The organism is Pseudomonas quebecensis, from assembly GCF_026410085.1.
In the GTDB taxonomy this organism is placed as follows: domain Bacteria; phylum Pseudomonadota; class Gammaproteobacteria; order Pseudomonadales; family Pseudomonadaceae; genus Aquipseudomonas; species Aquipseudomonas quebecensis.
Genome location: NZ_CP112866.1, coordinates 899986 through 912275 on the forward strand (window position 1 = coordinate 899986; position 12290 = coordinate 912275).

Annotated in this window: 10 protein-coding genes; 4 read left to right on the top strand and 6 right to left on the bottom strand. The window is 62.2% G+C overall.

What is annotated here, in order from left to right; genetic code table 11:
* Positions 1–15 precede the first annotated feature (15 nt).
* The 4 genes from OSC50_RS04245 to OSC50_RS04260 form a co-directional block, all read right to left on the bottom strand.
* Positions 16–1335, bottom strand: coding sequence for an MFS transporter (locus OSC50_RS04245; protein ID WP_181078997.1), 1320 nt, complete (start codon positions 1333–1335; stop codon positions 16–18).
* 184 nt (positions 1336–1519) lie between these two features.
* Positions 1520–2845, bottom strand: a complete 1326-nt coding sequence (locus tag OSC50_RS04250) for a sigma-54-dependent transcriptional regulator (RefSeq protein WP_181078999.1) — start codon at positions 2843–2845, stop codon at positions 1520–1522.
* On the bottom strand, positions 2839–4605 hold the full coding sequence (locus OSC50_RS04255; RefSeq protein ID WP_181079001.1) for an ATP-binding protein: 1767 nt from the start codon (positions 4603–4605) through the stop codon (positions 2839–2841). Before OSC50_RS04255 ends, OSC50_RS04250 begins: the two co-directional genes overlap by 7 nt.
* Positions 4606–4776: 171 nt before the next feature.
* Entirely contained in the window at positions 4777–6300 is a 1524-nt protein-coding gene (locus OSC50_RS04260; RefSeq protein WP_266246562.1) for a fumarate hydratase, read from the bottom strand.
* Between the two features lie 219 nt (positions 6301–6519).
* Here OSC50_RS04260 and OSC50_RS04265 point away from each other — a divergent pair, with 219 nt between their 5' ends.
* Both OSC50_RS04265 and OSC50_RS04270 read left to right on the top strand, forming a co-directional pair.
* A complete protein-coding gene (locus OSC50_RS04265; protein WP_266246560.1) occupies positions 6520–7452 on the top strand; it encodes an iron-sulfur-binding ferredoxin reductase in 933 nt (310 codons plus the stop codon).
* A gap of 30 nt (positions 7453–7482) precedes the next feature.
* Positions 7483–8232, top strand: a complete 750-nt coding sequence (locus OSC50_RS04270) for an enoyl-CoA hydratase-related protein (RefSeq protein ID WP_181079007.1) — start codon at positions 7483–7485, stop codon at positions 8230–8232.
* Positions 8233–8315: 83 nt separating this feature from the next.
* Here the strand turns inward: OSC50_RS04270 and pyk are convergent, their stop codons facing one another.
* Positions 8316–9767 (bottom strand): pyruvate kinase, encoded by a 1452-nt coding sequence (gene pyk / locus OSC50_RS04275; RefSeq protein WP_181079009.1) that lies wholly within the window; start codon positions 9765–9767, stop codon positions 8316–8318.
* Between the two features lie 175 nt (positions 9768–9942).
* Between pyk and OSC50_RS04280 the strand changes: the two genes are divergently transcribed.
* Positions 9943–10314, top strand: a complete 372-nt coding sequence (locus OSC50_RS04280) for a tetratricopeptide repeat protein (RefSeq protein ID WP_181079011.1) — start codon at positions 9943–9945, stop codon at positions 10312–10314.
* 223 nt (positions 10315–10537) lie between these two features.
* Positions 10538–10897, top strand: a complete 360-nt coding sequence (locus OSC50_RS04285) for a PilZ domain-containing protein (protein ID WP_181079013.1) — start codon at positions 10538–10540, stop codon at positions 10895–10897.
* A gap of 59 nt (positions 10898–10956) precedes the next feature.
* Here the strand turns inward: OSC50_RS04285 and OSC50_RS04290 are convergent, their stop codons facing one another.
* Positions 10957–12288 carry a DUF58 domain-containing protein gene (locus OSC50_RS04290; protein WP_266246559.1) on the bottom strand — a complete coding sequence of 444 codons (1332 nt, stop codon included), beginning with the start codon at positions 12286–12288 and terminating at the stop codon, positions 10957–10959.
* Positions 12289–12290: the final 2 nt, after the last annotated feature.

Here is a 12290-nt window from a genome sequence, read left to right on the forward strand (position 1 = left end):
GCGGGTAGCGATCCCTTAGTCCGTCGTAATCCGCGAGTGCTTGCGGGTGTCCTTCATGGTCACATAGACCACCAGCGACACCGCGATACACGCGGTCACGTACCAGTAGTATCCGGTTTCCATCCCGATGCTCTTGAACCACAACGCGATGTATTCAGCGGTACCGCCGAAGATCGACACGGTCAGCGCGTACGGCAGGCCGACGCCCAGGGCGCGGATTTCAGTGGGGAACAGTTCGGCTTTGACCACCGCGTTGATCGAGGTGTAGCCGCTGACAATGATCAGCGCCGCCATGATCAGGAAGAACGCGCCCCACCAGGTCTGGATGGTGTGCAAGGTGCTGAGGATCGGCACGGTGAACAGCGTGCCGAGGATGCCGAAGGCGATCAGGATCGGCCGGCGCCCGACCTTGTCCGACAGCCCGCCGACGATAGGTTGCAGGCACATGAACAGAAACAGCGTCGCCGCCGAGATGGTGGTGGAGTCGGAAATGCTCATGCCGACGGTGTTCACCAGGTATTTCTGCATGTAGGTGGTGTAGGTGTAGAACGCCAGGGTGCCGCCCATGGTCAGGCCGACCACGGTCATCAGTTCCTTGGGGTGCCGCAGCAAGGTGCGCATGGCGCTTTCCTTGGCTTTTTCCTTCTTGGTGAACGACTCGGTTTCTTCCATGCCGCGACGCAGGTACAGCGCGACCACGGCACACAGGGCGCCGATGGCGAACGGGATACGCCAGCCCCAGTCGTAGAGTTGCTCGGTGGTGAGCACTTGTTGCAGCACGATCAATACCGCCAGCGCGATGAGCTGGCCGGAGATCAGGGTCACGTACTGGAAGCTGGAGAAGAAGCCCCGGCGTTCCTTGGTTGCCATTTCACTCAGGTAGGTGGCCGAGGTGCCGTATTCGCCACCCACCGATAAGCCCTGCAGCAGGCGAGCAAATACCAGCAGGATCGGTGCACCGACACCAATGGTTTCGTAGCCGGGGCTGAGGGCGATGATCAGCGAGCCGAAGCACATCAGCAGTACCGAGGCCATCAGCGCGGCCTTGCGACCTTTGTAGTCTGCATACAAACCCATCAGCCAGCCGCCGATCGGGCGCATCAGGAAGCCCACGGCGAAGATCGCGGCGGTATTGAGTAATTGGGCGGTGGTGTCGCCTTTAGGGAAAAAGGCTTTGGCGAAGTACAGCGAGAAGGCGGCATAGACATACCAGTCATACCACTCGACCATGTTGCCCACCGAGCCGCTGAAGATCGATTTGATCCGGCTGGTGGTGGTGCGTTCTTTGGTCGGCACGGCTGCCGACCCTGCAGGCAGGGTGTTGGAGTTATCCATCGAAGGAACCTTCATCTAGTTGTTTTTATGAAGCCGCGTGAGCGCAGCCTGGCTGGGGCTATAGCAGGAGCTGTGCCAGGGGGATGAAGGCCCGGCCTAGAAGGGTCGCCGGTTTTTTTTGAGCGGATATTCGCCGATGCTTTTCAGGCGATAAGCGGAAATCCGCCTAAGCCGGATGCTGCGCTCAGAGGAACGCTTCTCGGGTCAAGCCGTGGCGCTGCATCTTTTCGTTGAAGGTTCGCCGAGGCAGTTGCAGTTCGGCCAGAACCGCCTTGATATCGCCCTTGTGCCGCGTCAGCGCGGCTTTCAGGCACTGTGCTTCGAATGCTTCCTGCTGCGCCGCCAGGGATTGCCCGGCCTCGATACCTTCCGGCTCCGGTTCGCCCAACCCCAGTACCTGACGTTCGGCGACGTTGGCCAGCTCGCGAACATTGCCCGGCCAGTCATGGCTGAGCAGACGACCCAGCTGCGCACCGCCGAGTGGTTCGACCGTGCGGCCGAGGCGCTCGGCGGCGCTGTGCGCAAAGTGCTCGTAGAGCAGAGGAATATCTTCACGGCGTTCGCGCAGCGGAGGCAGGCGCAGTTGCGCAACGTTCAGGCGATACGCCAGATCTTCACGAAAGCGCCCGGCGCGGGCCTCTTCCAGCAGGTCGGGCTTGGTCGCGGCGATGATGCGCAGATCCACGTGGATGCTCTGGTTGGAACCCAGGCGCTCAAGTTTCTGCTCCTGCAACACCCGCAGCAGCTTGACCTGCTGGGCCAGGGGCATGCTCTCGATTTCATCGAGGAACAGGGTGCCACCATGGGCATACTCCAGTTTGCCGACGCGCTTGCCCTGGGCCCCGGTAAAGGCTCCGCTTTCATGCCCGAACAGTTCGGCCTCGAACAGTTGCTCGGGAATCGCCGCGCAGTTGAGCGCCACAAAGGGCTTTTTTGCCCTCGGCCCAAAATCATGCAGGCAACGGGCGACCAGTTCCTTGCCGCTGCCGGTTTCGCCGCGGATCAGCACATTGACCGGCAGGGCCGCCAGGTCCAGCACCTGGCGGCGCAGGTTCTGCAGCGCGCGCGACATGCCCAGCAAGCTCGACTCCAACTGTGCCCGCTGGCCGGCCTGCTGATGCAGACGGCGGTTCTCCAGGATCAAGCTGCGTTTGTCCAGGGCGCGACGCAGGCTGTTGAGCAGGGCATCGGGGCTGAAGGGCTTTTCGAGGAAGTCGTAGGCACCGTCGCGCATCGCCTCGACAGCCATCGGCACATCACCGTGACCGGTGAGCAGGATCACCGGCAAGTCCGCATCGCGTCGTTGCACTTCGGCCAGCAACTCCAGACCACTGAGCCCTGGCATGCGCACATCGCTCAGGATCACCCCGGCGAAGTCCCTGGGCAGTTGCGCCAGGCATGCCTCGGCGCGGCTGAACAACTGCACGTCGAAGCCTGACAGGCTCAACCATTGCTCCACGGCCGTGCGAATGCTGGCTTCGTCATCGACCACAATTACGGTGTTCAACATGGCTCGGCGGCCTCCAGTGCGATCGGCAGGGTGAGGGTGAACACCGCGCCATCGCCTCGGTTGCCGGCGCTCAGGCGCCCGCCGAGTTCGTGCACGATGGCGTAGGACACTGCCAGCCCCAGGCCCAGCCCGTCGCCCACCGGTTTGGTGGTGAAGAACGGGTCGAATACATTGTTCAGATGCTCTTCGGCAATACCGCCGCCGCTGTCGCTGACCGTCAGTTGCCACAGCTGCTGGTCGGCGTGCAAGCGGATTTCCAGACGCTTGCGCGGCTTATCGGCCATGGCGTCGAGCGCGTTGCGCAGCAGGTTGATCAGCACTTGTTCCAAGCGAATCGCATCGCCGCGCACCCAGGCGGGCCGAGTCAGGTCCAGCACGGTGCCGATGCCTTCATCGCGCAGGCGCGCGTCGAGCAACTGCAGGGATTGATCGACCACGGTGGCCAGGTCCAGGCGTTCGCGCAGGCCGCTGGGGCTTTTGCGCGCGAAGGTCTTGAGATGGCCGGTCAGCGCGGCCATGCGCGTGAGCATATCGTCCAGCGGCGTGAGCGCCTTGTAGGCGTCATCCACGCGACCATGGTCGAGCAGCAGGCGCAGGGTGGCCAGTTGCATGCGCTGGGCCGTCAACGGCTGGTTGATTTCATGAGCGAGAGCCGCCGACATCTGCCCCAGGGCCGCCAGCTTGGCGGACTGCACCAGGCCGTCCTGGGCGGTGCGCAGGGCCTGGGTACGCTCTTCCACCAGGCGCTCCAGCTCTTCGCGGCTGCGCTGGCGCAGGCGGGCCAGACGCCAACGCTGGGTCAGGAACAGCACCAGGAACACCAGCGCCAGCCACGACCCGGCGGCGGCCAGCCCGGCATTGCGTTGATCCTCGAACGCGAGCTGCGGTTTGCGTAACAGGTGCAGGGTCCAGCCTTCGGCCTTCAGCGGCAGGGATTCCCAGATGTAATCGGCGCTGCCATCGGGGCCGCTTACGTGCATCAGGTGACTGTTTTCATCGAAGCGTTGCAGCGGCTGGCTTTCGAGCGGCTGCAGTTGCTTTTTGTCGTATTGGCGGGTGGCCTTGAGTTCGGCAAGGTCGCTGTCCGACAGCGGTCGCAGGTTGCGGTAGCGCCAGCCCGGCTGGTTGGCGATAAACACGATGCCGCGCGCGTCGCTGACCAGCAGCAGATCGTCGCCCTGGGCCCATTCGCGCTCAAGCTCGGGGAATTCCAGCTTGACCACCATGGCGCCAAGGAACTGCTCGTGTTCATCCAGCACCGCGCTGGAGAGGAAGTAGCCGGGAATCCCCGTCGTCACCCCCACCGCGTAGAAGCGTCCGGTGCCCTGGCTGCGGGTCTGGCTGAAATAAGGTCGGAACGCGTAGTTGTGACCCACATAACTGCTCGGCAGGTTCCAGTTACTGGCCGCCACGGCCAGGCCGGTGTGGTCCATCAGCTCCAGGGTGGATGACTGCGCGGCGTTGTTGATGCGTTCCAGCTTTCGGTTGAGCAGGTCCTGGGTGGCGGCGTCCAGCGGGCCCTTGAGTGCGTTGATCATTTCCGAGTCCAGCGCCAGTACGGCGGGCAGGGCGCGGTAGCGTTCGATCAGGGTATGCAGGGAGTTGGCATACAACGCCAGTTGCTGATTGGCGCGGGCGGCATCGTCCACCAGTGCCTGGCGCTCGGCATGCCGCGTGGCCAGGGCCGCGGCCAGCACCGCACCGGCGATGATCAGCAGGGAATAGAACGTCAGGCGCAGGGGGCGAGGGATCGCGATCATACGGTGATGAACAGGCACGGTAAGGGGAGTGCACCATAGCATGAGCGGTAGAGGTCTTGTGGTGCGCGCGGTGGTTGTAGATAAGCAGGCTCCCCACTGAGAAATGGGCGGGCAATAAAAAAGCGACCGTGCTGATCGCATCGGTCGCTTTTTCTGTCGCTGAGGCAGCGCTTATTGCACTTCTACCGCCAGGCTGTCACTGATCTTTTTCTGCCAGATGGCAGGGCCGGTGATATGCACGGATTCGCCCTGGCTGTCGACCGCCACGGTAACCGGCATGTCTTTGACGTCGAACTCGTAGATCGCTTCCATGCCCAGTTCGGCGAAGGCCACCACGCGGGATTTCTTGATGGCTTGGGCGACCAGGTACGCGGCGCCGCCGACGGCCATCAGGTACACGGCCTTGTGGTCCTTGATCGCGTCGATGGCGGTCGGGCCGCGTTCGGACTTACCGATCATGCCCAGCAGGCCGGTCTGCTCGAGGATCTGACGGGTGAACTTGTCCATCCGCGTCGCAGTGGTCGGACCGGCTGGGCCAACCACTTCTTCGCGCACCGGATCAACCGGGCCGACGTAGTAGATGAAGCGACCCTTGAGGTCCACCGGCAGGGTTTCGCCCTTGTTCAGCATCTCGACCATGCGCTTATGCGCCGCATCGCGACCGGTGAGCATTTTGCCGTTGAGCAATACGGTCTCGCCCGGCTTCCAGCTCTGCACTTCTTCCGGGGTCAGGGTGTCGAGGTTGACGCGACGGGCCGAAGGGCCGGCCTCCCAGACGATTTCCGGATAAGCGTCCAACGGTGGCGCTTCCAGCGACGCCGGGCCGGAACCATCGAGCACGAAGTGCGCGTGACGGGTGGCGGCGCAGTTGGGGATCATGCACACCGGCAGCGAGGCCGCGTGCGTCGGGTAATCCATGATCTTCACGTCGAGCACGGTAGTCAGGCCACCCAGGCCCTGAGCGCCGATGCCCAGTTGGTTGACCTTCTCGAACAGCTCCAGACGCATTTCTTCGATACGGTTCTGCGGGCCGCGCTTTTTCAGCTCGTGGATGTCGATGGATTCCATCAACACTTCCTTGGCCATCACCGCGGCTTTCTCGGCGGTGCCGCCGATGCCGATGCCGAGCATGCCCGGCGGGCACCAGCCGGCACCCATGGTCGGAACGGTCTTGAGCACCCAGTCAACGATCGAGTCGGACGGGTTGAGCATGGCCATTTTCGACTTGTTCTCGGAGCCGCCGCCTTTGGCGGCCACATCCACTTCCACGGTGTTACCCGGGACGATGGAGTAGTGGATCACGGCCGGGGTGTTGTCCTTGGTGTTTTTACGCGCACCGGCCGGGTCGGCCAGGATGGAGGCGCGCAGGACGTTTTCCGGCAGGTTGTAGGCGCGACGCACGCCCTCGTTGATCATGTCGTCCAGGCCCATGGTGGCACCGTCCCAACGCACGTCCATGCCCACGCGCACGAACACGGTGACGATACCGGTGTCCTGGCAGATCGGGCGATGGCCGGTGGCGCACATGCGCGAGTTGATCAGGATCTGGGCGATGGAGTCACGGGCCGCCGGCGATTCTTCGCGCAGGTAGGCTTCGTGCATGGCCTGGATGAAATCCACGGGATGGTAGTAGGAAATGAATTGCAGGGCGTCGGCAACGCTCTGAATCAGGTCGTCTTGCTTGATCACGGTCATGAGTCGCGCTCCTCTATAAGACGGGAACATTCAATAAAGGTGGCTTCAGTGGGGTGTATCGGTCGGCTGAGGCCACCTTTCCAAGGCACGCCAAGTGGTGCAGGCGCGACGCTAAAAAGGCGCGGCAGTATAACCCGGCGCGGTGGCCGATACACCCGACTATGGTCAAACTGTGCCGGGCGTGATTCCCTGTCTGCGCCTTTTGAGTCGAGATGTTCCATGCCTGAACTGCACGTCGGCGAACGCCACTGGTCGGTACCCACCGGCAGCAATTTGTTGGATGCCTTGAATCAGGCCGGTGTGACCGTGCCCTACAGCTGCAGGGCGGGCAGTTGCCATGCATGCCTGGTGCGTTGCCACGGCGAGGTTGACGATCAGCAGCCCGATGCCCTCAGCCCGGTGCAACGCCAGGATGGCTGGCGGCTGGCTTGCCAGTGCCGGTTGCGCGGGGACGTGCGGGTCGAGACGTTCGATCCGCTGCGCGATGGCTCGCCTGCCCAGGTGGTGGGAGCCGATTGGCTGACGTCGGCGGTGCTGCGTTTGCGCCTGCAACCCCAGCGCACTCTGCGTTATCGCGCCGGGCAGCACCTGGTGCTGTGGGCCGGGGAGGTGGCACGCCCTTATTCCCTGGCGAGCCTGCCGCAGGAGGACGCGTTCCTGGAGTTTCATCTCGATTGCCGCCAGCCCGGTCAATTCAGCGATATCGCCCGGCGGTTGCAGGTCGGGGATCGCCTGTGCCTCGGCGAATTGCGCGGTGGCGCGTTGCACTATGATCCTGACTGGCAAACCCGACCGCTGTGGCTGCTGGCCTCGGGCACCGGTCTAGGCCCCTTATGGGGCGTGATGCGCGAGGCGCTGCGTCAGGATCACCACGGCGCCATACGCCTGATTCATCTGGCCCATGACGCTGAAGGCCATTATCTGGCTGAACCGCTGGCGGTGCTGGCCGCCCATCACCCGCAGCTGACCGTGGAGCTGTGGACTGCGGCTGAGTTGACCCAGGCATTGGCGCAACTGCGGCTTGTTTCCCGACAAACCCTGGCCTTACTCTGCGGGCATCCGGCCAGTGTCGAGGCATTCTCCAAGCGCCTGTTCCTGGCCGGACTGCCGCGCAATCAACTGCTGGCGGATGTGTTTGTGCCCCATGGTTGAGCGCTGAACACCACAGCCGCGAGAATCGCCATGACCGACGCCATCCTCCAGCACCGCGAAGCCAGGGTGCTGACCCTGCAACTCAATCGCCCGGACAAGAAGAACGCGTTGACGCGCGCCATGTACAGCCACTTGGCCCAGGCGTTGGAGCAGGCCGATGCGGACCCAAACATCCATGCGGTGCTGATCCAGGGCAGCAGCGAGTGTTTTACCGCCGGCAACGACATCGGCGACTTTCTCCAACAGCCACCCAGTGACCTCGACAGTCCGCCGTTTCACTTTATGAAAAGCCTGCTCAACTGCCGCAAACCGGTGATCGCCGCCGTGGCCGGCGTGGCAGTGGGCATCGGTACAACCCTGCTGTTGCACTGCGATCTGGTGTACGTCAGTCGTGATGCGCGACTGCGCATGCCATTTGTCAATCTTGGGTTGTGCCCGGAGTTCGGCTCCAGCCTGATCCTGCCACGTTTGCTGGGGCACGCCAAAGCCGCCGAATTACTTCTGTTGGGCGAAGGGTTTACCGGCGAACAGGCGGCTGCATGGGGCATCGCTACTGAAGCGTTGGGCAGTGGTGAGGCGACGTTGGCCAAAGCCAGGCAAGTCGCTGAGCGTTTTGACGCGTTGGCGCCGGGTGCGGTGCAGGTCACCAAGCAACTGATGAAGAGCGTGGATCGCGAGCAGTTGCGCCAGGTAATAGAGGAGGAGGGCGCGCTGTTTACCCAGCGGCTGAGGTCGCCGGAGGCAATCGCCGCATTGTCGGCGTTCATTGCTCGGCGCTGAAAGCGAGCAAGGCCCATTCCCCCACGGAAAGCAAAAAGCCCTGTCACTTGCATGACAGGGCTTTTGTTTCAGCAATCGATCACTCAGACCATTGGGTCGCCAACGTGCAGGATCTTCATGCCGTTGGTGCCACCGATGGTGTGGTAGCTGTCGCCCTTGGTCAGGATGACCCAGTCGCCTTTCTCCACGACGCCGCGCTTGAGCAGTTCGTCGATGGCCGCCTGGCTGACCTCATGGGGCGGCAACGACGCCGGGTCGAACGGTACGGTGTAGACGCCACGGAACATGGCGGCGCGAGCCTGGGTTTCGCGGTGCGGGGAGAACGCGTAGATCGGCACCGACGAACGGATACGCGACATGATCAACGGCGTGTAGCCACTTTCGGTCAGGGCGATGATCGCTTTCACGCCCGGGAAGTGGTTGGCGGTGTACATCGCGGCCAGGGCGATGCTCTGGTCGCAGCTTTCGAACACTTTGCCGATGCGGTGACTGGAGGTCTTGCTGGTCGGGTGCTTTTCGGCACCGACACAGATACGCGCCATGGCCTGTACGGCTTCCAGCGGGTAAGGGCCGGCGGCGCTTTCAGCCGACAGCATTACGGCGTCGGTGTAGTCCAATACGGCGTTGGCCACGTCGGACACTTCGGCGCGGGTCGGCATCGGGTTCTGAATCATCGACTCCATCATCTGGGTTGCGACGATCACGGCTTTGTTGTGGCGGCGCGCGTGCAGGATGATTTTCTTCTGGATGCCGATCAGTTCGGCATCGCCGATTTCAACGCCCAGGTCGCCACGGGCAACCATGACCGCATCGGAAGCCTTGATCAGGCCATCGAGGGTTTCGTCGTCGGCCACGGCCTCGGCGCGCTCGATCTTCGCCACCAGCCAGGCGGTGCCGCCGGCCTCGTCGCGCAGCTTACGGGCGTATTCCATATCGGCGGCGTCGCGCGGGAAGGACACCGCGAGGTAGTCCACTTCCATTTCGGCGGCGAGCTTGATGTCAGCCTTGTCTTTTTCAGTCAGGGCCGGTGCTGTCAGGCCACCGCCACGGCGGTTGATGCCTTTGTGGTCGGACAGCGGGCCGCCGATGGTCACGGTGCAGATCAGCTCGGTGCCGGTGGCGGTGTCGACGCGCATGACCACACGGCCGTCGTCCAGTAGCAGTTCATCGCCGACGCCGCAGTCCTTGACCAGGTCCGGGTAGTCGATACCTACCACTTGCTGGTTGCCTTCAGTCAGCGGGTGGCTGGTGGAGAACGTAAACGTGTCGCCGATTTTCAGCTCGATCCGCTTGTTGGCGAATTTGGCGATGCGGATTTTCGGGCCTTGCAGGTCACCCAGCAATGCCACGAAGCGACCGTGCTTGGCAGCCAGGTCACGCACCAGCTTGGCGCGAGCCTTGTGCTCGTCGGGGGTGCCGTGGGAGAAGTTCAGACGGGCGACGTCCAAACCAGCCAGAATCAGCTGTTCGAGGACTTCCGGCGAATTGCTGGCCGGGCCAAGGGTGGCGACGATTTTGGTACGACGGACGGACATGCACAGACTCCTGAGTTCAAGCGCTGAGGAAGGCTACTATGCTCTTTCGTTGTAGTCATTGTTCGTTTGCACTACTTATCGACGATTCAGTTGTTTTGGCCGCAGCCGAAAAGACGAACAGCCTTGAAGATTTTCGACGAGGGGTCGATACACTGCACAAGACAGGAGAACCCTCATGCGAATTTTGCTCGTTGCCGCCCTGGCCGTCAGTGTTGTCGGCTGCACCCGCTGGTCGATGGACCACCATTTGAACAACGCCTACCGCGCCTACGGCGTGGGTGATTGCCAGCGCGTTACCCTGGAGTTGTCCCAAGTGGACCGCGAGAGCCGCAGCCGTCGCTATGTGCAACCCGAGGTCTCTATGCTGCGCGGGCAGTGCCTGGAACGGCAGAAACTGTTTGTCGACGCGGTGCAAACCTATCAGTTCATCATTACCCAATACCCGTCGAGCGAATACGCCTACCGTGCCCGCGCGCGCCTGGACACGCTGCAGCAACTGGGTCACTACCGCGACGCCGCTGCCCAGCCGCGTCCCGCGTCACTGTGAAAATATTTGCCATTTCATAACTGGCCCGTTGCCAGTCTTGGGCTATTCTTTGAATGTTCGTTTGTATAAGTTTCTATTCAATCGAATGCGAGGCCCGGGCTCGGCGGCGGTCTAGTGACATTCCAGGAGGTTGTCATTCCGAGGCCCAGGGAGAGCGAGCGCTATTGCTCGTTCCGAATCACTGGCACGGCCTGAGTCATGGCCACTGGATGGCGATTTCACCATGTTTACTGACCGGCGGATCGAGCGGCATCAATTACCAAGTTTCCTGCAAGTGTTTAACCGTCTGACCGATAAACCCATCGGGTTTTTGGGCAATGCTTCGGAAGACGGACTGATGTTAATCAGCCTGTTGCCAATGATGGTTGACGCGAATTTCGAGTTGCGCGTAAAGATCCCCAGCGCTGATGGGGATTTTCATGCCATTGACCTGACGGCGACTTGTCTGTGGAGTCATGAAGACATCAACCCGCAGCATTACGATTCCGGGTTCCGAGTGATTTCAGCGTCGGAGGAATATGCGCAGTTGATCAGCGTTTTGGTGCATTACTTCAGCTTTGATCCCCTGCAGGCATCGGTCTAAGCCTGCAGGTCACCCCACGGCAGGAGCATTGTCGCGCCTGCTGTGTTTGTTTCTGGCGCTTAAAAGACGCCGGCTTTTTTCCACCCCAGATAGCGTGTCACCAACGCCGCGCCCATTTGCGAAGGCAGGGTATCCAATACTGACAGACCATGAGCGTTCAGGCGGTCATGCAATTCGTCGCGGGTATTGAGGTAATCAACCGTGCCACTGTAGGCCAGGGCTTCCTGCAGGGTTTGCACGGGAGATTGGCGCAGTTGATCCAGTACCTCCTCGCGCAGGCTGGCCACCAGTACCCTGTGCTGGCGGTTGATACGCTTGACCGCAGCCAACAGCGCCTCGTCGTCTTCGTCACGCAGGTTGGTCACTACAATCACCAATGCCCGACGTTTTTGCCGCGCCAGCAATTGGCTGGCCGCGGCCTGGTAGTCGGCGGTTCGTCGAGTTGTGTCCAGGTCGTACACAGTGTTGAGCAACACATTCAACTGGCTGCTGCCCTTGACAGGCGCCAGGTAGCGCGGTTGCTCACCAGCGAAGGTGCACAACCCCACCGCATCACCCTGGCGCAATGCCACATAGCTGAGCAGCAGGCAGGCGTTGAGCGCGTGGTCGAAATGAGACAATTCATCATCCTGGCTGCGCATGCGTCGGCCGCAATCGAGCATGAACACGATCTGCTGGTCGCGCTCGTCCTGGTACTCCCGGGCGATAGGCGTGCGTTGCCGTGCAGTGGCTTTCCAGTCGATCTGCCGCAGACTGTCGCCGTCGCGAAATTCACGCAACTGATGAAACTCCAGCCCCAAGCCTCGTCGCTGACGTTGGCGAACCCCCAGTTGGCTCAGCCAGTTATCCACACCCAGCAACTGAGCCCCGTACAGACGAGCGAAGTCCGGATAGACGCGGGTGGCATCTCGCGGTTCGACAAAACGCCTTGCCGACCACAGTCCCAACGGGCTGGGCAGGTGAATTTCGCAGCGGCTGAAATCGAAATGCCCGCGGCGCAATGGGCGCAGGCGATACCCCAGCTCACTGCGCGCCCCGGGGCGCAGCTCGACGGTCTGAGGCATATTGTCCGCGCTCAGGCCATCGGGAACGTGATCGAATACCTGCACCGTCAACGGTTGTGGAAAATCGTGCTCCAGGGTGAGGCGTACTTCGCCCCAGCGTCCCAGCGCCAGGCTGCCGGGCATCTGCCGCTGCACGCGGGGTGTAGGGCGGCGGTGCAGGCGCAGGGCGTCGAGCAGCGCCAGCAGCATCAGTGCCAGGAGCAGGCCCCAGGCTACTGACTGTACGGCGTCGGGCACCTTGAGCCGCAGCGCCATGGCGGCGCCGAGCAGAATGCCGAGCCCCAGCAATACGCCCAGCCAGGTTAACAGCAGACGGGTCGGTTTCATGG

Excerpts from the sequence above, each read along its gene's own strand:
- OSC50_RS04270 (WP_181079007.1), top strand. The coding sequence starts at position 7,483 with ATGACCGACGCCATCCTCCAGCACCGCGAAGCCAGGGTGCTGACCCTG.
- OSC50_RS04285 (WP_181079013.1), top strand. The coding sequence starts at position 10,538 with ATGTTTACTGACCGGCGGATCGAGCGGCATCAATTACCAAGTTTCCTG.
- OSC50_RS04260 (WP_266246562.1), bottom strand. The coding sequence starts at position 6,300 with ATGACCGTGATCAAGCAAGACGACCTGATTCAGAGCGTTGCCGACGCC.
- OSC50_RS04250 (WP_181078999.1), bottom strand. The coding sequence starts at position 2,845 with ATGTTGAACACCGTAATTGTGGTCGATGACGAAGCCAGCATTCGCACG.
- pyk (WP_181079009.1), bottom strand. The coding sequence starts at position 9,767 with ATGTCCGTCCGTCGTACCAAAATCGTCGCCACCCTTGGCCCGGCCAGC.
- OSC50_RS04280 (WP_181079011.1), top strand. The coding sequence starts at position 9,943 with ATGCGAATTTTGCTCGTTGCCGCCCTGGCCGTCAGTGTTGTCGGCTGC.
- OSC50_RS04265 (WP_266246560.1), top strand. The coding sequence starts at position 6,520 with ATGCCTGAACTGCACGTCGGCGAACGCCACTGGTCGGTACCCACCGGC.
- OSC50_RS04245 (WP_181078997.1), bottom strand. The coding sequence starts at position 1,335 with ATGGATAACTCCAACACCCTGCCTGCAGGGTCGGCAGCCGTGCCGACC.
- OSC50_RS04290 (WP_266246559.1), bottom strand. The coding sequence starts at position 12,288 with ATGAAACCGACCCGTCTGCTGTTAACCTGGCTGGGCGTATTGCTGGGG.
- OSC50_RS04255 (WP_181079001.1), bottom strand. The coding sequence starts at position 4,605 with ATGATCGCGATCCCTCGCCCCCTGCGCCTGACGTTCTATTCCCTGCTG.